A 19,244-nucleotide genomic window follows, 5' to 3' on the forward strand; every position below is an offset into this window, starting at 1 on the left:
CTGAAATGACCAAAGTCACCACGGATCGCGTCATTATTGTGGGGGCTGGCATTGGTGCGCTTTATGCAGCACTAAAGCTCGCGCCGCGGCCAGTGGTTGTGATTTCGCCGGATGTTTTGGGTGAAGGTGCTAGTTCCTCTTGGGCACAAGGCGGTGTGGCCGCAGCAATGGATTTGTCCGACAGCCCGGAAAGCCACAGCTTGGACACCGTCAAGGCTGGCGCGGGCATAGTCGTTCCGGCTGTCGCTGATCTGGTCACGCGCGAGGCGCGGCAATATATCCTCGACCTGACGACATTGGGCACGCCATTCGATCGCACCAAGGATGGCAGTTATGTGTTGTCACGCGAAGCGGCGCATAGCTTCGCACGTGTCGTTCGGGTGAAAGGGGATCAGGCAGGTAGTGAAATCATGGCTGCCCTGATCGAACGGGTGCATGAAACACCCTCGGTTCAGGTGTTGGAAGGTGTCCTTGCCACGGCGCTGGACGTATCAAACGGTCGGGTGACTGGCGTCACGGTTCAGGACGCATCTGAAACAGAGTCCGAGCCCGTAACGCTATGCGGGCCTGCCGTATTGCTTGCCGGGGGTGGCTCTGGCGGGCTGTATGCCTTGACGACCAATCCGGCACGCATTCGCGGGCAAGTCATCGGGATGGCCGCGCGTGCTGGTGCACTTATTGCTGACGCCGAATTCGTTCAGTTTCATCCGACGGCAATGGATGTTGGTGAAGATCCGGCTCCGCTGGCAACCGAAGCATTGCGCGGCGAAGGGGCGACCCTGATCAACAATAAGGGTGAGCGGTTCATGTTATCCGTTCATCCGGACGCAGAACTCGCCCCGCGAGACGTCGTCGCACGTGCAATTTTTGCCGAAGCGCAGGCAGGTAACCGACCCAAGCTGGACACCCGCACCGCATTGGGCTCGAAGATAACGGACCTGTTCCCGGCAGTTGCTGAATACTGCACGCGCAATGGCGTCGACCCGGTCAACGAACCGATTCCGGTCGCACCGGCAGCGCATTATCACATGGGCGGTATTGCCACCGACACTGACGGTCGCGCGACACTTGACGGGCTTTGGGTCTGCGGCGAGGCATCTTCGACAGGCCTTCACGGTGCCAACCGGTTGGCCTCGAACGGGTTGCTTGAGGCGCTTGTCTTTGCACGCATCTGCGCCGAAAGTATCGGGGCATCCGTTCCGGTGGTGTCAAATGCCGACCCCGTTGCATTGCAGTTTGTTCAGGTAATGTCCCCGGACACAACAAAATCTATCCAGGAGTTGCGCGAAACCATGACGCGCGACGTGGGCGTTGTCCGGGACCGGGCGGGCCTAATCCGTGCTCTGCAAACTATAGCGCAGTTGGAGGCGCAGCACGATGCCTGCCCGTCATTTCGCAACATGTGTGCAACCGCGACCTTGATCGCTGCCGCAGCCTTGCAGCGCGAAGAAAGCCGCGGTGCGCACAAGCGATCCGACTTTCCAAAAGCCAATGATGGGCCCGGAGAGCGGTCCCGGATGTATTTGTCCGAAGCAATGAGCATTCGGGCCAAAGCCTGCGAGGAACTGTCATGACATATGCAATCCTGCCGGATCTGATTCTGGAACCCGTGGTCCGCGCTGCGCTGATGGAGGATCTGGGAAGCTACGGTGATGTGACAACCCGCGCCGTTATCCCTCAGGAAACAACCTATACAGCCAGCCTGAACGCACGCGAAAACGCTGTCGTGTCGGGGATGCAAGTTGCTGCAATCGCGTTCCGGCTTGTGGATCCGTCGCTTGAGGTTGACGTGCGGCTCAAGGATGGTTCGCGTTGCGCACGCGGTGATACGCTGATGACCATCAAGGGCTCTGCCGCATCGATCCTGTCCGGCGAACGTGTCGCTCTGAACTTTGCCGGTCGCCTGACGGGTATTGCCACAATGACAGCCGCATTTGTGGAGCAGACCAACGGCACAACAGCCCGTATGACCTGTACACGCAAGACAACGCCAGGTCTGCGCATCGTGGAAAAACAGGCCGTGCTGCACGGTGGCGGTTTCAACCACCGCTATTCCTTGTCAGATGCGATCCTGATCAAGGACAACCACATTGCTGCGGCAGGCGGCATCCGTAAGGTTCTTGAAGCCGCTAAGGCAAAGGTCAGTCACATGATGGCGGTCGAGATTGAGGTTGATCGACTGGACCAGCTTGCCGAAGTGCTGGACGTTGGCGGGGCTTCGGTTGTTTTACTGGACAACATGGACAATGACATGCTGCGCGAAGCGGTTGCCATGGTGGGCGGGCGGTTGAAGACTGAAGCCAGCGGCAACGTGACCTTGGAACGGGTCGCATCGATCGCGGCGACAGGGGTGGATTACATCTCGTCCGGTGCCTTGACGCATTCTGCCCGCACCGTCGATCTGGGGCTCGATTTCTGAAGGCGCGGCATTTCCGCTTGATTTAAGATCGTTTGCGCCAACACAGTTGCGTATTCAAGTTTTATCGATAATAAATCCACAGCAACGCAAGCTGCAAAGAGTTTTATAGATAAAATGATCATCCCACACTCCGGCTGGACCCGTAAAACTGCGCAAGCTATTCACGATCTTCCGTTGATGGATCTTTTGTTTCGTGCGCAGACCGTGCATCGCGAAAACTTTGATCCGAACCAGATCCAGACCTCGAAGCTATTGTCGATCAAGACTGGTGGCTGCGCTGAGGATTGCGCCTATTGCTCGCAATCAGCCCGCAATGGATCAACCTTGCCCGCGTCGAAGCTGATCGAGGTTCAGCGCGTTCTGACCGAGGCCAAAAAAGCCCGCGATGGCGGCGCGACCCGGTTTTGCATGGGGGCGGCGTGGCGCGAGCCAAAGGCGCGCGATATGGATGCGCTGGTCGCGATGGTCGAGGGCGTCAAGGAACTGGGTATGGAAACCTGCATGACGCTGGGTATGCTCGACGACACCCAGGTGGTGCAGCTGCGCGATGCCGGTTTGGACTATTACAATCACAACATCGACACCTCGGAACGTTATTACTCCGAAGTCATCACCACCCGTACTTTTGCGGATCGGATCGATACGATGAACCGGGTGCAGGAAGCCGGGATCAAGGTTTGCTCGGGCGGCATTCTGGGGATGGGTGAACATACTGGCGACCGTATCGACATGTTGCTGACATTGGCCAACATGACGCCTCCACCTGACTCGGTGCCGATCAATATGTTGATGCCGCAGGCCGATACCCCGCTTGCCGACGCCGAGCCGATCGATCCGATCGACTTTGTGCGGATCATTGCAACGGCCCGCATTCTGATGCCCAAGTCCTATGTGCGGCTTTCGGCCGGACGCAGCGACATGAGTGACGAGATGCAGGCGATGTGCTTTTTCGCCGGTGCCAACTCGATCTTTGTTGGCGAAACGCTACTGACAGCAGAAAACCCCGAAGAAGACACCGACGCGGTCCTGTTTGCCAAACTTGGCCTGCAAGCTGAAAAAGCCGAAACGCGAAACTGCACGGAAGCTGCCGAATGAAAGCAGTCAACCGACTGGAATCGATGCTTGATGCGCTTCAAGCCCGGCACCGCCGCCGGGCCTTGATCCCGACGCAAGGGCTGGATTTCGCGTCGAATGACTATCTGGGTCTTGCCGGTTCTCAAGTGTTACAGCGCGCGGCACATGATGCGCTGTCGCGGGGTGTGCCTGTAGGTTCGGGAGGTTCACGTCTGTTGCGGGGCAACCACCCTGAACATGAAGCACTGGAAAAGGAAGCGGCCGCATTCTTTGGAGCTGAGGCCGCGCTGTTCATGGGAGGCGGGTTCCAGGCCAATCAGGCAATCTTCTCCACGTTGCCTGCGGCTGAGGATTTGGTCCTTTATGACGCGCTGGTCCACGCGAGCGCCCATGAAGGTATGCGGTCCAGCCGCGCGGATCTGCGTGCCTTCCGTCACAATGATGTTGCGGATGCACGCAACGTATTGCGCGACTGGCAATCTACAGGCGGTTCGGGTCAGGTCTGGATTGCGGTCGAAAGCGTGTATTCCATGGAAGGTGACCTGCCGCCGCTGGAAGACCTGTCCGTACTTGCGCGCGAAGCTGATGCAGTTTTGGTTGTTGATGAGGCCCACGCCACCGGCGTTTTCGGAGAGCGAGGCCGGGGTCTTGCGCATGACCTGAACGCTGATCTGCTAACATTGCATACCTGTGGTAAAGGGCTTGGTGTTTCAGGCGGGCTGATCTGCGGTCCGCGCGTGATGATAGATACCCTGATCAACCGTGCTCGTCCCTTCATCTTTGCGACCGCTCCGTCGCCTTTGAACGCTGCTCTGGTTCGTGCTGCGCTACGGGAACTGGCCGAGGATGTCAGTCTGGTTGAAGGCGCGCATGAACGTATGCGCCATGCCCATGACACCGCACGGGAACTGGGGTTGCCCGCAGCCGCGTTGAACAGCCAGATCATCCCGGTTGTACTGGGAGATGACGAGCGCACAATGGCGATGGCGGCCACTTTGCAGCAGCAGGGTTTTGACGTTCGGGGCATCCGCCCGCCCACTGTCCCAAAAGGCACATCCCGTTTGCGCGTCTCGATTACCGGAAATGTCACCCTTCAGGATATCACGGCCTTGTTCACCACTATCTCAATCTGTCAGTCGGAGGCCGCATGAGCGCGCTGATCGTTACCGGAACCGACACAGGTGTTGGAAAAACCGTGTTTTCGGCTGGTCTGGCGGCAGCGTTGCAGGCCCGGTACTGGAAACCTGTTCAGTCTGGTCTTGAGGATGTTACAGACACTGAAACCGTCAGCGCGCTGAGCGGTGCCGAGGTCCTGCCCGAAGCGTACCGGCTGAACATGCCCGCCTCACCGCATCTGTCTGCCGAAGACATGGGCGTTGAGATTGACCTCTCGCGTCTTGAAATTCCGAAAGTGGACGGGCCTCTGGTTGTCGAAGGGGCAGGGGGCCTCATGGTGCCGCTGAACCGCCAGTCCTTCTTTCTGGACGTGATTGCCGGATGGCAGGCTCCGGTTGTTCTTGTTGCGCGCACCGCCTTGGGAACGATCAACCACACCACATTGTCCCTAATGGCGCTTCGGGCTGCTGGCTGCGAGGTTGTCGGCGTCGTATTCGTGGGTGACCCCGTGCCGGACGTAGAGCAAACCATCGTCGAGATGTGTAAAGTGCATCATCTGGGACGCCTGCCATTTCTGAGCGACCTGACACCGCAGCGCCTGAACAGCGCATTTTCGGCAATCGATGTGGCGACCATTCGGAGGTTCCTGTGACCCCGTTGGAATTTGATGCGCGCCATCTGTGGCACCCTTATACACATGTGCTTGAACCCGGCCCGATGCACCTGATTACCGGGGCAGAAGGTGTCTGGCTGACGCGTGCAGATGGCATCAGAATGATCGACGCAATGTCGTCCTGGTGGTGTACGGTGCATGGGCACAGGCACCCGGCCATCATCGATGCGATGCAAAAGCAGCTGAATACACTGCCGCATGTGATGTTTGGCGGTCTGACCCACGAACCCGCCGTGGAACTCGGGCGCAGGTTGGCCGACCTTCTGCCAGATGGCCTGGATCGCATTTTCTACAGCGACAGCGGCTCGGTCGCGATTGAAGTCGCGTTGAAGATGGCAGTCCAGTACCAGATTGCCAAAGGCCGGGGCGAACGGTCTGAATTTGCCACGATCCGGGGTGGCTATCATGGCGACACATGGAAAGCGATGAGCGTTTGTGATCCCGTCAACGGGATGCATGGTCTGTTTCGCGGTGCGTTGTCGATCCAGCACTTTCTGCCACGCCCTCACATCCAGTTCGGCGATGTGTGGCTCAACAATCCATCCGAGAACGGGTTGGAGGCGCTAGAGGCGTTGCTGAACGACAAAGGCAACAGGATTGCCGCACTGATCCTTGAACCGGTGGTGCAGGGCGCGGGTGGAATGTATTTCTATCACCCAGCATGGTTGCGCGGGGCGCGTGCTTTGTGTGATGCGCATGACGTTTTGCTGATCTTTGATGAAATCGCGACTGGATTCGGACGCAGCGGCGAAATGTTTGCAATGGATCACGCGGGGGTGGTTCCGGATATCCTGTGTCTTGGTAAGGCGCTGACCGGTGGGCATATCACCTTGGCCGCCACTATCGCGACCGAGGCTGTCGCGCGTGGGATCGGGGAAAGTGAGGCCGGAGTTTTGATGCACGGTCCCACCTACATGGCCAACCCTTTGGCTTGTTCGGCAGGGGTGGCGAGCCTTGACCAGTTGCAACAGCGAAACTGGAAGCAGGAAGTTGCATCACTCTCGCAGCAGATGAAGGTCGAACTCGCCCCCGCGCGCAATCTGCCCGGTGTTGCAGATGTGCGCGTGCTTGGCGCAATCGGCGTTATCGAGATGGAAGAGCGAGTCGACCCCTCCATCGCACATGGATTGGCCGCGGAAACCGGTGTTTGGCTGCGCCCGTTCGCTCGCAATATTTATTGCATGCCCCCCTATGTCATTTCACCTGACGAACTGAGCAGGGTAACGTCCGCGATGCTGGCTCTGGCTGGGGGGCAGAAATGAAAAGCCGTTGGCTGGCGCGATCAGGTGACAGTACTCTGACCCTTGTGTTCGGTGGATGGGCATTGGGCGATGCTCCGTTCCGGGGTCTTGCGGGGGGCGGGAATATCCTGTTGGTGGAAGGTTACACCAGCCTCGATGATCCCCTGCCCGATCTCTCCCGTTTCGATCACATAGACATGCTGGCCTTTTCCTTTGGTGTCGCGTCGGCTGCGCATTGGCTGGCGTGCTCGGGGTTTCGTCCCGACCGTTTGATCGCCATCAGCGGCACTTTGCACCCGGCGTGCCCGGAGCGTGGCATTGCGCCTGACATGACCAAGGCAACAGCGGCTCAGCTTTCCGAGCGCAGCTTCGCCAAGTTCTGCCGCCGTGCGGGGTTGCCAGGCGAGCCCCCGGAACTGGACATCGCAGCGTCGCAACAGGAGCTATTTGCCGTGATCCAACGTGGGTCTGCCCCTGATCCGGGTTTTGACAGGGTGTGGATACCCACAAACGACCGGATCATTCCGACATCGGCCCAAGAAACGGCATGGGCCTCAACCTCGGCCCGAGTCGAGCATGTGGCGGGGCCGCACGTACCATTCCTACGGGGGCAAAGTTGGGCGAGTTGGGTATCATGACAGCGCAACTGGCAGAAAGGGTGCAGCGGAGCTTTAGCCGAAGCTTTCAAACCTACCACGACACGGCAAATCAGCAAGCCTGGGTCGCAGGCAAGCTGGTGTCCGAACTGCGTCGTGCCGGAGCCCCGGACCGCTTTGAAACTGTCTTCGAGCTGGGATGTGGCACAGGGCATCTGACCCGTCTGATGCGACAAAAATTTCACCTGCCAAACCTCATATTGAACGACATCGCGCCGCAGGCTCAGGCAACGGCTGATGCGGAACAGGCCAAGTTCATTGCCGGTGATGCACGTGAAGTTCACTGGCCTTCCCGGATTGATCTGATCGCCTCGGCTTCGATGATCCAATGGATGGAAAGCCCGTTGCAATTGCTTCACAAAGCGATGGACGCGCTGGAGCCCGGCGGGTGGTTGGCGGTTTCGGGTTTTGGCCCTCAGCAATATCAAGAGCTTAGTCAGATTGGATCAACTGCCCGTGCACCGGGACTTACTACTCCGGCTGCTCTTGCCGCGGCTGTCGACGGCCCGATGCAGATATTGGCCGTTGGTGAAAGCCTGAGGCAAACCTATTTCGATACGCCCCGCGAGGTACTTAGGTATTTGCGAAGAACAGGTGTAAACGGCAGGGCGCAAGGGACATGGACCAAGTCCACGCTGGCTCGGTTCGAAAACGAATACGCTAAGGAGTTCGGCACGGATCGCGGAGTCTCACTGACATATCATCCCGTGTGGATCATTGCCCGGAAGCGATAGGTGCTTATTCTGCCGTGGCCTAACGTGATTTGTGAGCCTGCCAGACGGTCGCAATCTCCGCAGCCACGGCCCTCGGCCTTGAAGCGATTGTCACCAGTTCATTTTTTCGGGTTTTTGCAGGCAATCAAATCTCATGTGCCCAGGGCGGTTCTGCCCCGGCGCGTGATACTGTTACGGCGGCAACAGTTGCGCCCAACGCCATGGCCGCCCGCAAGCTTTCGGAGGTCAGATTGCGCAGCCCCTGCTTTGTCAAATTCCCGGCGCGACTGAGTTCAGTCAGAACACCAGCGTTAAACGTGTCGCCCGCGCCGATTGTGTCGACAACCTGAACAGGTTTCACAGGAACCGAAACCTTGGAACCGTCGGCCAGGTACCCATTCGCTCCGTCGCCACCCCTGGTCACGATGAGGGCTGACGGACCGGTCTGCAACAAAAGAGACGCTTTGGCGGCCTCGGGCTCGGCTCCCGGGATGATCCAGTCAAGATCTTCGTCTGAAACCTTCACAATATCGGACTGCGCAATCATGCGGTTCAGACGGGTCCGATACCGGGTCTGGTCCTTGATGAATCCCGGTCGGATATTCGGGTCCAACATCACTGCGCGATCCGCTCCGTGGCGATTCAGAAGTGAAGCATAGGCATCCGCGCAGGGTTCACACGCCAGACTGATACCCCCAAGATACAGGGCGGACACGGCTGTTAGCTGCTCCGGCATGTCCTCGGGTTGCAGCATTCGTCCGGCGGTGTTTTCATCGACAAAGCTGTAAGTGGCGTGACCGTCTTTTAGCTGTACGAAGGCAAGGGTCGTGGGGCGGTCAGAGACAATCACATGTGACGTGTCAACATGGCTTGAATTCAGCGCCTTTGTAATTTGTTGGCCAAACATGTCAGACGACACGCCGGTCAGCATTCCGACGGAAACACCCAGACGACCGACTGCGACCGCCGTGTTCAATATCGCCCCACCTGTGTGCGGTACAAATCCTTGTGCGCCCGACGCTGTCGGCTCGGAAATCATGTCGATCAGGGCTTCACCACAGCACAGGATCATTTCGTAGTCCTTTTCAGAATTTTTTGTCAGGAAGACTTGCTATCGCATCAAAGCGTTCTTGCAGAAATTGTTCGCCCCGATGATGCCGAATTCTGCTTGCTCGGACACATACAGGTTCAATGAGCGGCGCAGTTCGCTGAAACGGCCACCGCCGTTGAACGCCTCTCTGAACTCATCACCGAATAACCAGCGGTTCTTTTCTGCGACACCGCCAACAAGAAACACTCCGCCTGCAGGCATCAGTGTGACAGCCATGTCGCCCATCAAAGCCCCCAGATGGGTGTTGAACATCCGAGCGGCCTGTACCGCGATTGGGTCAGAACGGTCGCGGGCATCAAGCAGAATGTCTTTCGCCGAGCGCGTTGGGGTCTGTATATGGCCTGCCGCCAGCCCGATCGCCTGATAGAGGATAGGCAAGCCCGTACCGCTCAGGAACATTTCAGCTTCCAGCGCGAGGCTGTCACCAAAGAAACACTCGGGCGCAATGCTGCGGGCTGCTTCAAAGATGTCAACTTCGTCGCGGTGACGCGGATACAGACCCACATGCCCACCTTCGCCGGAGACTGTGTGATAGTGGCCCTCGGAAAACAGCAACGCCCCCACGCCAAGCCCTGTGCCGGGGCCCACCACCAATCGCGTGCCTGCTGGCGGTGTCGCGTGACCTTGCAAGACGGCAACATCTTTCTGGGTTACTTCTGCCACCGACCACGCTGCAGCGGTGAAATCATTAATTACAAACGTATGACTGGCACCAGTGGCCTTTGCCAATTCGGCCTCGGACAGGTCCAGATTGGCATTTGTCAGCCGAATCGTGCCGTTCCGGACAGGGCCCGCACCCGCCGCCACGACCGCCTGTGGATTTGTTCCGATTTCATCCCTAAGCGCGTGAAACGCTTCCAGCAGATCTTCCAGTGTCCCCGTCGGGCGCTTGCGAAGGTCTGTCAGCTCTCCGTTCGTTACCACTCCCAGCCGCGTGTTGGTGCCTCCTATGTCGGCAACCAGATTCCAATGCTCATGCACTGCACTGGATGGTTGCGCTAACGGCTGAGAGACGTTCTGACCCCCGGAAAGGGCAGACTTGAGCGCCATGAAAGACGCTTTGGGTGTTCTCTCAAGCGTTTCAAAATTCACGTCCACCAGTCCAAACCTTTTTCCACATCCGAAGGCCCAATCGCATTTGTCACAGCAGTGACCAGACAAAACAGCCCTTTACCGGAACATCTTGTGCCAAAGCGTCCCTTACGGCAGCCAGGTGTCGGTTGAGATAATCCATACGATCATCATTCTGAAGACGTTCCCCGCTCGCCATACCGTTTTCGGTGATACAGATTGGTAGCCCGCTCGTATAGCCCTTCATTGTTTGGATCTGAAATCGGTTGAAAAAAAAGGCTCGATTGCCCACCCCATCTGGGTTTTGGGCAAAGGTTCGGAGCCCCTTCTCAGGGCTGGCCATACAAATCGCAACCATACGGCGCTTGACAAGGGTGCAGCTCGTAATTCACCCTAATTGAAACGTTTCAATGGTGAAGGATGCGAGTTTCTGCCCAACTCTACACAGTGCGGCAATGCGGTGATCTTGCAGATCAACTGCAATTGGTTGCGAACTGCGGGTATTCAGATGTCGAAACCACCGGCTTGCATGGCCTGACCCCCGCTCAGATGGCGGGCATTATTATCGGGTCAGGCCTTAATGTTCGGTCAGCACATTTTGATTGGGAAGAGTTTGAAGGGCGATTTACGGATATCGTCGAAGTATTAAACCTAATGGAATGCCGGGTGGCTGTCATGCCTTGGCTGGCGCCCCAGGTGCGGCCCGACACTGAAGAGGGATGGAGGGCGGTGTCGGGCCAGTTGTCCAAATGGGCAAACCAACTGACAGATCATGGTATCAGCCTTGCGTATCACAATCATGATTTTGATCTTATCGGTGAGGCTGGCGACACACCTCTTGATCTGATCCTTTCCGGCGGAGACGTCTTTTGGCAGCCAGATATCGGTTGGCTGGTTGCGGCTGGTCTGAATCCGGCGGACGCGATCCGCCGCCACGCCAATCGAATCCTGTCCGTGCATGCAAAGGATATCGACCCAGCAGGCGGAACAGGTGACGCGCGCTGGCGCGATATGGGCGAAGGCGTGGTTGACTGGCACGCAACCCTGCGCGCGCTTGCCTCGACCAACTGCACGGACCTGTTTGTCGAACATGACGAAACCGATGATCACGTGCGCACCCTGCAAACGGGTCGGTCATTTTTGACGGAACAACTGGCAGGGTTTGGGTGATGGCGCGGGCGACGATTAAATCGATTGCCAGAAGTACCGGGTATTCGGTTGGCACAGTCTCGAATGCCTTGCGGGGTTCCGTATCGGTAAAACGGGAAACCCGGGAAGAGATTCAGAAAGTTGCATCGGATCTGGGATATCGGGTAAATCTGGATGGCCTGAAGCTGCGCACCAATAAATCCTATCGAATCGCGGTTATGGTCCGTGTTTCGAACGATGCCGCGGAAGAGTGGGAAGGTGTAGAGTTTACGCGAATTCTGGCCGGAATATCCAATGCACTAATGGGATCACGCTATCAGCTGAGCGTATTCAGCGCATGTGATGGCGAGGCCGCGCTGCAAACGTTGAAGTCCATCGTGCAGGAAGGGCAGGCTGATGGCGTGATCTTTTCCGGCACGCGTGTTCATGATGAACGCGTCGCGTATCTGCAGGGGCAGGGCTTTCCTTTTGTCACATACGGCATGAGCGACAGCCCTCAACCGCATCCTTATGTGGATCTCGACAGTCAGGCAGCGGCCTATGATGCCACGACCCGGCTGCTTGCGCTGGGGCATCGTCGCATCGCTTTGATAAACCCGCCGGATGACCTGATCTATGCGCAACAACGCCGCCGGGGTTATGCTGATGCGCTGTCAGAATGCGGTGTGGAGTTCGATCCGGCACTGGTTTCCACCGGCCCGACCACCGCGGAATCCGGTCAGCAGAAATTTGCGACGCTTATGCAGTTGCCGAAACCGCCGAGCGCCATCATCTGCGCCAATGAGGCCATAACCCTTGGGGCGCTGTCAGCTGCCGACAAAGCCGGAGTGCAGGTTGGCAGGGACGTTGTGGTCATCTCGAACGATGACTTGAAGCTCAGCCAGTATTTTGTACCGCCACCCAGCACTTATTACTTGCCGATTGCTGAAACAAGCCGTCTGCTGGGTGAGTTCATGTTGAAAGCTTTGGACGGGGTCGATCCGTCCGAGCTTCAGAAAAAGATCAGGGCCACATTGATCGAGCGACAACCTGACACCCCGGCGCCGGATGCGGCGCAGACCACCTGATCCAACAAAGGAGTAACTGAACATGATTAAAAACCTACTTGCCGCTGCCACTCTCACGACACTGATGGCTCCAGCGGCTTTTGCTGCTGACCTGGAAGGTCGTGTTCTGAAAATCGGAACCGATGCGACATATCCACCGATGGAAACCGTGGATGAAACAACCGGAGAGATCGTGGGCTTTGACGTCGATGTGATGAATGCGATCTGTGCAAAGGTCAATTGCGTTCCCAACTTCGTAAACACCGCCTGGGACGGTATCTTTGCGGCCCTTCAGCAGGGCGAGTTCGATCTGGTTATCTCGGGCGTGTCGATCACACCGGAACGCGAAGAAACCATGGACTTTTCCGAGCCTTACATCGTTGTCAGCCAGGCCATTCTGTTGCAGGTCGATAATGCTGACATGACACTTGAGGATTTCAAAGCCGGTGGTCAGAAACTGGCCGCGCAAACTGCGACGACCAACGCCCAATTGGCGGAAGAGCTTGTCGGGCGCGAGAATGTCAGCCTTTACGACAACTTCTCGGCCGCCATTCTGGCGCTTCAGAACGCGGACGTTCAGGGCGTGATCATCGATGGCACTTCGGCGGCGGCCTATGAACAGGAATTTGCGGGCGAATTGACTGTTGGCATTACAGGCCTGCAATCCGACCCGTTAGGCATCGTGTTTCAGGAAGGTGATCCGACAGTGGATGCAATTAACGCTGGTCTGAAAGCCATACAGGAGGACGGAACACTGGACGAGCTGACGGCCAAATACTGGGGCACCAACTGATCCATTAGCGCCCTTTTTTGGTCCGGCGGTCAGCACCGCCGGGCCTTGTTTTAGCGGAGAATTTCCATGTCGCGCCTCAGCACGATCCGCCCGAGTAACCTGGTGTTGCTCGCTGCAGCGCCCTTTATTATCTACCTGTTCGCTACATCCTCAAAATACTTGCGGTCGTTGGTCGCAATTCTGGGGATCGGCATCGACGCGGGGCCCATTTTTGTAGGGTTTCTGCTGATTTCGACCGTTGCGATCCTTGGATATCTTTGCGCCCGGTACGCGCGGTTTTCACAAAACTCCCCCGGCTGGTTGCGGCTCTGCGCGCTTGCTGCGTTACCGGCTGCTGCGGTGCTTTTGGTCATCAGCTTTGTTTCTCCGCAGCTTCTGATGCCATTTGCCGAGTCGGTCTTCTTTCATGCGCTCAGCGAAAACACCTCACCCCTTATCGATCGATCCAGTCAGACCTGGGTACTGTTTCCGGACGTGATCGCCAAGGTTCAGTCGGGACTACAAGTTTTCCTCACAGTTTACGCGGCTGTCGTCGCACTATGCCTGATTTCGGCACGTTTGCAGCCGCCCTGGCGCAGGCGCGTCTTGTTGGGGTTGGAGTGTCTCACGGGCGCGGTTCTGTTTTATCTCATGTTCATGGCTCATTGGCAGTTCGCAACCGGGGTGGCCATTACATTCCGTGCGGCCATTTTTGCCTATATCTTCGCGGCCATTCTTGGTTTGGTCTGGGTCGGGTTGCAATCGTTTAAACCAAAGGCGCGTACTACGGTCGTCTATGGTTCGATCAGTTTGGCATTGCTGGCAGCCTCGGCCTTTTTCTTCATGCAGCCGCAGGTCAGCTTTGTTCTGGTGGGCAGCACCGAGGGGCGTATCGCGGTTGTGCGCGGCACGCCGCAGGCGCAGGCTGACATTATCCGGTTTGGCGAGTTCGATGGGGCCGGCGGTCAGCAGTATCGCATCCGCAGCGCAACCGATGCCACTGCCGCGCTTGAACAAATCGAAACGGTCGACAGTGTCTCGGGCGCTTTTATCCCGGAGGAGGCGCATTCGCAAGGTTATCCGGTCCTGTGGCAAACAAGATTTCTACCCGACAAGTACCGCAATCCAGCCCTGGCATTTGCCGTGCTCGGGTTTTTGTTGCTGACACTGACCATCGGCGGGGCTCAGCATAAGCTGCATCCGCTTGCGGTCGGGGCCGAGTTTTTCGTGGATACGATACGTGGCATTCCGATGCTGGTGATCATTCTTTATATCGGTTTGCCGCTGGCGGGCGCAGTCAAGGATGTTACCGGCGGCGGTATCGATATGACCAATATGACACGGGGGATCATCGCGATCTCGGTTGGTTATTCCGCCTATATGGCCGAAATATTCCGATCCGGGATCGAGGCGATACCAAAAGGCCAATTGGAAGCGGGCAGCTCTCTGGGTTTGTCGCGATGGCATACGGCGCGGCTTATCGTTCTGCCGCAAGCCCTGCGGATTGTAACTCCACCGCTTGGCAATGAGTTTATCGCGATGATCAAGGACACGTCATTGCTGTCAATCCTGTCCGTCCGCGACATGACCCAGAGGATGCGAGAATTTCAGGCGGCTAGCTTTTTGCCCTTTGCCCCCTTCAACACGGCAGCAATCCTGTATGTCGTTCTCACACTCGGCTGCGCCAGTTTCCTGAAGTGGATCGAACGACGCACGGCAAAGGACACACGATGAGCGCGCTGGAACTTGGGGTTTGTTACTACCCCGAACAGTGGGACCCTTTGCAATGGCGAGACGATGCTGCCCGAATGGCAGATATGGGGTTGGATTGGGTGCGGATTGCTGAATTCACCTGGGGCCTGATCGAACCCGCGCGCGGTCAGTTCCACTGGGGCTGGCTGGATGAGGTGATTGAGATTTTGGGGCAAGCCGGTCTGCGGGTCATGATGTCCACCCCAACAGCCGCCCCCCCAAAATGGTTGATCGATGAGTACCCCGAAATCCTGCCTGTAGGGCCGGATGGTCGGGTCAGAGGGTTCGGTTCGCGCAGGCATTATTGTTTTTCCAGTGAGGTTTATCTGACCGAGGCGCAAAGGATCGCAACCGAATACGCTCGCAGATATGGTCAGAATTCGTATGTACAAGCGTGGCAGATCGACAATGAGTATAACGACCACGATACAGTTCTCAGCTATTCCGATGCCGCGCGGACTGGTTTTCAGAACTGGTTGGAGGAACGATATGGTGCAATCAACGTATTGAACGACGCGTGGGGAACCGTTTTCTGGGGGTCGCTTTACTCACGGTTTGGTCAGATCGAACTGCCCAACGGGCTGGTCGCCATGCCCAATCCAGCCCACGCGCTGGATTTCGCGCGCTATTCTTCAGAGCGGGTTCGGCTGTTCAACAAAACGCAGGTGGATGTTCTGCGCAAATATGCGCCGGGCCGGGATATCACCCATAACTTTATGGCAGGCAGTTTCGAGTTCGATCACCACGTCGTGGCTGCTGATCTGGATATTGTCGGGTTCGACAGTTACCCGCTGGGGAACCTATTGGGCTCTTCCCTTTCGGATGAAGAAAAGCGCCGTTATCTGCGCACCGGCGCACCGGACTATCAGGGATTTCATTGTGATTTATATCGCAGTCAGGGGCGCGGTCGGATGTGGGTTCTGGAACAGCAGCCGGGTCCGGTAGATTGGGCCGATAAGAATCCGTCTCCGGCAGAGGGGATGATTCGGCTTTGGACTTGGGCGGCCTATGCACACGGCGCGCAAGCCGTGATGTTTTTTCGCTGGAGGCAGGCAAAATCTGCGCAAGAGCAATACCATACTGCGATATTGCGGTCGGATGGCAGCCTGGATCAGGCCGCTGTTGAATTGGCCCAGATCGTGAAGGATCGCGCAACGTTGCCGCCCGAGAGACGGGCAAAAGCACGGGTTGCAATGCTGCTGGATTATACCTCGATCTGGGCGGCGGATATTCTGCCGCATGACAGGGATTTCCCCAATGTCCAGATTTTTCGCGAGTGGCACACTGCTATTCGTGGTTTTGGGGTCGATCTTGATTTTGTTGGCCCTGAAGATGAACTGAGCGGCTATGCCCTCATCGTATTACCGCAAAGCATGATCGTGACGGCTGACCTTGCAGACAAGCTTGACGCTTCGGGAGCCAAGATACTGATAGGCGCCCGTTCCGGCAGCAAGACGTCCGGGATGAACACGCCTTCAAATCTGGCTCCGGGCGAATTGGCAAAGTTAACAGGTATCCGTGTCACGCGCGTCGAATCACTCCCTTCACTTGCGCAGGAGGCTGTGATTCTTCCCGATGGTCGGCAATTCGAATTCACGGGCTGGCGTGAAATCGTCGAAACCAAAGAGCACGTTTTGGCCCGCTTCAAGAGCGCTTATTGCGATGCCAGCCCGGCGGTCATCCGTTCTGACCGCACGACCTATCTGGCAATGGTTCCGCGTAATGAGCTTTTGCAAGCGATTGTCGGTGAAGTACTGAACTGGGCTGGGATAAATGCAACGCCTTGTGATCCCGATTTGCGCATAACCCAACGCGGCTCGACCTACTACGCGTTCAACTTCAGTGACGTTTCAAAGCCTTTGCCTGTTGGTCGTGCACGTCAAATTCTGCTTGGTTCAGATCCGGTCAAACCAAGGGACGTTACCGTTTGGCGGGAGAATGCGGCGCCTCATAATTCAGCTTAGACGTGTCAAATCGTGAAACTGGACATAAGAATTTCGAAAACTGTCACTTTTGGACTGACGGATGGGCGCAGAAAGTCCTATGAATAGAAAACAAAAAAATCGAGTCCAACAACGGGAGAACACTAATGGTTACCAAGTCATCACTTTCCAGACGCACTGTTTTGAAAGGAGCGGGTGCCGCGGCACTTGCCGCGCCTCTTTATAGCAAGAGCGCACTGGCGTCGTCCGGTGAAATCAACATCCTGATGTGGTCGGATTACCTGCCGCCCAGCTTTATCGAAGAGTTTGAGACCCTTACTGGCATCAAGGTGAACTACACCGGGATCGGCTCAAACGAAGAAATCATCAACAAGATGAAGGCAACCAAAGGTCAGGGCTTTGACATCGTCTCACCGACCAACAACCGCTCGTTGCAGTGGGAGCCTCTGGAGCTGTTGCAGCCCTTTGACATGAACAAGGTTCCGGTCGACTTGGTGAACCCTGCCATGGCCAAAATCGGTACGGATGCTTGGAACTTTGGCGGCGCCGGGGTCCACTGGTTGCCGCATATCTGGGGCACCGAAGGTATTGCATACCGCACCGACTTGTGGCTGCCAGCTGGGGACGCACCATCCTATGGCGACGTCTGGTCGGAAGAAAACGCAGGCAAGACCATGGGCCGCGCGCATTCGATGATGCTTGGCGCTGGTCTCTACATGGAGCGTTCCGGCGAGATGGAACCGGGTTCGGTCTGGGCCGCATATGGCGATGAAGAAACCATGCGCAAGGTCTGGGGTCAGATCACCGACTGGTGCATTGCACGTAAGGATCGCATCAAGCTGATCTGGAACGACGCCGACACGCAGAAGAACGGCCTTCTGAACGAAGGTGTTGTTGTCGGTCAAACCTGGGACGGCCCACCACTGGCACTGAAATCGGCTGGTGAACCGGTGCACTATCAGGCGCCTATCGAAGGGGCGATGGCATGGGTTGACGGGATGTCGATTCCATCCGGCGCGGCGAATATCGACCAGATCTATGCCTTCATCGACTTCGCCTATCAGGCCAAACCTGCCGGTGTTGCCATCGACAGCCACGGGTACAACTCTCCTGTTCTGGGGGCTGACCAGTATTCTGGCGACACTTACAAGAAGAACTTTGCCGAGGCCTATCCGGGCGACTCGCTGGCCAACCTCAACCCGTGGCCGGCCGAAGCACCGTGGTATGCTGAAACGCGGACCGAGTTCGTCAACAAGTTCAAGAGCGCATAAGCGATCTGAAACCATGCCCCTCGCGTTCTGCGGGGGGCAACAATCTGTGCGCCGCTCCGGCGTAACGGAAAGCTATGTGGTGTGGTGACAGCACGCACCTCAGGGAGATACCAAAAATGAGTGCAGGGGTCGGAGTCGATCTGGAAAACCTGTGGATCCGCTTCGGTGACTTCGTCGCCGTGCGCGATGCAAACGTCAATATAAACGGGGGCGATTTCTTTTCGTTCCTCGGGCCCTCGGGTTGCGGAAAAACAACGATCTTAAGGGCTGTTTCCGGCTTTCTCGAGCCTAGCGAAGGCAATGTCCTGATCGGCGGCAAGAACATGCGGGGCATCGGACCTAACAAACGCCCCACTGCTCTGATCTTTCAGAACCTGGCGTTGTTTCCCTTGATGAAGGTCTGGGAGAACATCACGTTCTCGATGGAAATCAAAGGTGCCAGCAGCGCCGAACGGCGCAAGCGCGCTGATGAGCTTTTGGACATGATCGCGCTGCCGGGGCAAGGCGACAAACTTCCCAGCGAATTGTCTGGGGGTCAGCGTCAGCGAGTGGCCATCGCTCGCGCCCTTTGCGCCGAGCCGGATGTTCTGCTTCTTGATGAACCTTTGTCGGCACTTGACCTCAAACTGCGCCAGCACATGCGAACGGAACTGCGTGAGATACAGCAGCGGGTGGGCATTACCTTTATCTACATCACACACGACCAGGGCGAGGCACTGACCATGTCAGACAATATCGCCGTCATGCGTGCAGGTGTGATTGACCAGATTGCCGACGGTAAAACCATCTACAACGATCCCAACACGGCTTTCGCGGCCTCATTTGTCGGCGAAAACAACGTTTTCCGTGGCAAGATCAAACAGGTCATGGGCAACGAGGCGCTGATCTCGACCAACCGCTCGGGCGACCTGGTTGCACGGATATCGACCGCCAACCAAGGCAAGATGAAAGAAGGCGATAGTGCGATGATGTTCATTCGTCCCGAAGCCTTCGCCATTGCGCCCGAGGGGGCTTCGGGTGACCATTTTGTTACCGCGCGGGTCAACCACGAAGAATTCGAAGGCAACGTCTTCAATATCTTTACCGAAGGTGAAGGCGGAAAAGAGATCAAGGTGTCGATCCCGAACCATGGACAATCCTTCGAGGACCACACCGGACAGAACATCACGTTGGAATACAAGACGCATAATGCCGTCATCGTTCCTGCGGGTGAACTGGCTGCAGAATAAGGGGAGTA

18 protein-coding genes are annotated in these 19,244 nt (G+C 56.9%); 15 read left to right on the forward strand and 3 right to left on the reverse strand.

Annotated elements, in window-relative coordinates; genetic code table 11:
* The first annotated feature begins 5 nt into the window (after positions 1–5).
* The 8 genes from ACR0CE_RS16480 to ACR0CE_RS16515 all read left to right on the forward strand — a co-directional run bounded on the left by ACR0CE_RS16480 (position 6) and on the right by ACR0CE_RS16515 (position 7,913).
* Entirely contained in the window at positions 6–1,574 is a 1,569-nt protein-coding gene (locus tag ACR0CE_RS16480; RefSeq protein WP_480833213.1) for an L-aspartate oxidase, read from the forward strand.
* Complete coding sequence (gene nadC / locus ACR0CE_RS16485) at positions 1,571–2,419, forward strand: carboxylating nicotinate-nucleotide diphosphorylase (RefSeq protein ID WP_480833214.1); 849 nt, start codon at positions 1,571–1,573, stop codon at positions 2,417–2,419. The genes ACR0CE_RS16480 and nadC overlap by 4 nt, the downstream gene beginning before the upstream one ends.
* Before the next feature lie 114 nt (positions 2,420–2,533).
* Complete coding sequence (gene bioB / locus ACR0CE_RS16490) at positions 2,534–3,514, forward strand: biotin synthase BioB (RefSeq protein ID WP_209507670.1); 981 nt, start codon at positions 2,534–2,536, stop codon at positions 3,512–3,514.
* Positions 3,511–4,644 carry an 8-amino-7-oxononanoate synthase gene (locus ACR0CE_RS16495; protein WP_480539100.1) on the forward strand — a complete coding sequence of 378 codons (1,134 nt, stop codon included), beginning with the start codon at positions 3,511–3,513 and terminating at the stop codon, positions 4,642–4,644. The genes bioB and ACR0CE_RS16495 overlap by 4 nt, the downstream gene beginning before the upstream one ends.
* The gene (gene bioD, locus ACR0CE_RS16500; RefSeq protein ID WP_480487368.1) at positions 4,641–5,261 is read left to right on the forward strand and encodes a dethiobiotin synthase; all 621 of its coding nucleotides are present in this window, start codon (positions 4,641–4,643) and stop codon (positions 5,259–5,261) included. Before ACR0CE_RS16495 ends, bioD begins: the two co-directional genes overlap by 4 nt.
* Complete coding sequence (gene bioA / locus ACR0CE_RS16505) at positions 5,258–6,544, forward strand: adenosylmethionine--8-amino-7-oxononanoate transaminase (protein WP_480833215.1); 1,287 nt, start codon at positions 5,258–5,260, stop codon at positions 6,542–6,544. The genes bioD and bioA overlap by 4 nt, the downstream gene beginning before the upstream one ends.
* Positions 6,541–7,161 carry a pimeloyl-ACP methyl esterase BioG family protein gene (locus tag ACR0CE_RS16510; RefSeq protein ID WP_480487372.1) on the forward strand — a complete coding sequence of 207 codons (621 nt, stop codon included), beginning with the start codon at positions 6,541–6,543 and terminating at the stop codon, positions 7,159–7,161. Before bioA ends, ACR0CE_RS16510 begins: the two co-directional genes overlap by 4 nt.
* A complete protein-coding gene (locus ACR0CE_RS16515; RefSeq protein WP_480487374.1) occupies positions 7,158–7,913 on the forward strand; it encodes a methyltransferase domain-containing protein in 756 nt (251 codons plus the stop codon). Before ACR0CE_RS16510 ends, ACR0CE_RS16515 begins: the two co-directional genes overlap by 4 nt.
* Positions 7,914–8,037: 124 nt before the next feature.
* Here ACR0CE_RS16515 and ACR0CE_RS16520 read toward each other — a convergent pair whose 3' ends face one another.
* The 3 genes from ACR0CE_RS16520 to ACR0CE_RS16530 all read right to left on the reverse strand — a co-directional run bounded on the left by ACR0CE_RS16520 (position 8,038) and on the right by ACR0CE_RS16530 (position 10,432).
* Positions 8,038–8,964, reverse strand: a complete 927-nt coding sequence (locus ACR0CE_RS16520; RefSeq protein WP_480833216.1) for a carbohydrate kinase family protein — start codon at positions 8,962–8,964, stop codon at positions 8,038–8,040.
* A gap of 39 nt (positions 8,965–9,003) precedes the next feature.
* The gene (locus ACR0CE_RS16525; RefSeq protein ID WP_480833217.1) at positions 9,004–10,053 is read right to left on the reverse strand and encodes a glucokinase; all 1,050 of its coding nucleotides are present in this window, start codon (positions 10,051–10,053) and stop codon (positions 9,004–9,006) included.
* A 91-nt stretch (positions 10,054–10,144) separates the two neighbouring features.
* Positions 10,145–10,432, reverse strand: coding sequence for a family 1 glycosylhydrolase (locus ACR0CE_RS16530; protein ID WP_480833218.1), 288 nt, complete (start codon positions 10,430–10,432; stop codon positions 10,145–10,147).
* Between the two features lie 62 nt (positions 10,433–10,494).
* Between ACR0CE_RS16530 and ACR0CE_RS16535 the strand changes: the two genes are divergently transcribed.
* From ACR0CE_RS16535 to ACR0CE_RS16565, 7 genes are all read left to right on the forward strand, one after another.
* Complete coding sequence (locus ACR0CE_RS16535) at positions 10,495–11,244, forward strand: sugar phosphate isomerase/epimerase family protein (protein ID WP_480560236.1); 750 nt, start codon at positions 10,495–10,497, stop codon at positions 11,242–11,244.
* Positions 11,244–12,290 (forward strand): LacI family DNA-binding transcriptional regulator, encoded by a 1,047-nt coding sequence (locus tag ACR0CE_RS16540; protein ID WP_480833219.1) that lies wholly within the window; start codon positions 11,244–11,246, stop codon positions 12,288–12,290. The genes ACR0CE_RS16535 and ACR0CE_RS16540 overlap by 1 nt, the downstream gene beginning before the upstream one ends.
* Positions 12,291–12,312: 22 nt before the next feature.
* Positions 12,313–13,062: a basic amino acid ABC transporter substrate-binding protein gene (locus ACR0CE_RS16545; RefSeq protein ID WP_480588615.1), complete on the forward strand. Its 750-nt coding sequence runs from the start codon at positions 12,313–12,315 to the stop codon at positions 13,060–13,062.
* Positions 13,063–13,128: 66 nt separating this feature from the next.
* Entirely contained in the window at positions 13,129–14,775 is a 1,647-nt protein-coding gene (locus ACR0CE_RS16550; protein WP_480833220.1) for an amino acid ABC transporter permease, read from the forward strand.
* Positions 14,772–16,757, forward strand: coding sequence for a beta-galactosidase (locus ACR0CE_RS16555; RefSeq protein ID WP_480833221.1), 1,986 nt, complete (start codon positions 14,772–14,774; stop codon positions 16,755–16,757). Before ACR0CE_RS16550 ends, ACR0CE_RS16555 begins: the two co-directional genes overlap by 4 nt.
* Before the next feature lie 125 nt (positions 16,758–16,882).
* Positions 16,883–18,007: an extracellular solute-binding protein gene (locus ACR0CE_RS16560; RefSeq protein ID WP_209507630.1), complete on the forward strand. Its 1,125-nt coding sequence runs from the start codon at positions 16,883–16,885 to the stop codon at positions 18,005–18,007.
* Between the two features lie 116 nt (positions 18,008–18,123).
* Positions 18,124–19,236, forward strand: coding sequence for an ABC transporter ATP-binding protein (locus ACR0CE_RS16565; protein ID WP_480487392.1), 1,113 nt, complete (start codon positions 18,124–18,126; stop codon positions 19,234–19,236).
* Positions 19,237–19,244: the final 8 nt, after the last annotated feature.

The organism is Ruegeria sp. L11 (assembly GCF_056531755.1).

What these genes read in the sequence shown, in the direction of transcription:
- bioB (WP_209507670.1), top strand. Translation starts at nt 2,534, where the DNA reads ATGATCATCCCACACTCCGGCTGGACCCGTAAAACTGCGCAAGCTATT.
- ACR0CE_RS16545 (WP_480588615.1), top strand. Translation starts at nt 12,313, where the DNA reads ATGATTAAAAACCTACTTGCCGCTGCCACTCTCACGACACTGATGGCT.
- ACR0CE_RS16555 (WP_480833221.1), top strand. Translation starts at nt 14,772, where the DNA reads ATGAGCGCGCTGGAACTTGGGGTTTGTTACTACCCCGAACAGTGGGAC.
- ACR0CE_RS16535 (WP_480560236.1), top strand. Translation starts at nt 10,495, where the DNA reads ATGCGAGTTTCTGCCCAACTCTACACAGTGCGGCAATGCGGTGATCTT.
- ACR0CE_RS16525 (WP_480833217.1), bottom strand. Translation starts at nt 10,053, where the DNA reads ATGGCGCTCAAGTCTGCCCTTTCCGGGGGTCAGAACGTCTCTCAGCCG.
- ACR0CE_RS16520 (WP_480833216.1), bottom strand. Translation starts at nt 8,964, where the DNA reads ATGATCCTGTGCTGTGGTGAAGCCCTGATCGACATGATTTCCGAGCCG.
- ACR0CE_RS16565 (WP_480487392.1), top strand. Translation starts at nt 18,124, where the DNA reads ATGAGTGCAGGGGTCGGAGTCGATCTGGAAAACCTGTGGATCCGCTTC.
- ACR0CE_RS16495 (WP_480539100.1), top strand. Translation starts at nt 3,511, where the DNA reads ATGAAAGCAGTCAACCGACTGGAATCGATGCTTGATGCGCTTCAAGCC.
- ACR0CE_RS16550 (WP_480833220.1), top strand. Translation starts at nt 13,129, where the DNA reads ATGTCGCGCCTCAGCACGATCCGCCCGAGTAACCTGGTGTTGCTCGCT.
- ACR0CE_RS16515 (WP_480487374.1), top strand. Translation starts at nt 7,158, where the DNA reads ATGACAGCGCAACTGGCAGAAAGGGTGCAGCGGAGCTTTAGCCGAAGC.
- ACR0CE_RS16540 (WP_480833219.1), top strand. Translation starts at nt 11,244, where the DNA reads ATGGCGCGGGCGACGATTAAATCGATTGCCAGAAGTACCGGGTATTCG.
- ACR0CE_RS16530 (WP_480833218.1), bottom strand. Translation starts at nt 10,432, where the DNA reads ATGGTTGCGATTTGTATGGCCAGCCCTGAGAAGGGGCTCCGAACCTTT.
- bioD (WP_480487368.1), top strand. Translation starts at nt 4,641, where the DNA reads ATGAGCGCGCTGATCGTTACCGGAACCGACACAGGTGTTGGAAAAACC.
- nadC (WP_480833214.1), top strand. Translation starts at nt 1,571, where the DNA reads ATGACATATGCAATCCTGCCGGATCTGATTCTGGAACCCGTGGTCCGC.
- ACR0CE_RS16480 (WP_480833213.1), top strand. Translation starts at nt 6, where the DNA reads ATGACCAAAGTCACCACGGATCGCGTCATTATTGTGGGGGCTGGCATT.
- ACR0CE_RS16560 (WP_209507630.1), top strand. Translation starts at nt 16,883, where the DNA reads ATGGTTACCAAGTCATCACTTTCCAGACGCACTGTTTTGAAAGGAGCG.
- ACR0CE_RS16510 (WP_480487372.1), top strand. Translation starts at nt 6,541, where the DNA reads ATGAAAAGCCGTTGGCTGGCGCGATCAGGTGACAGTACTCTGACCCTT.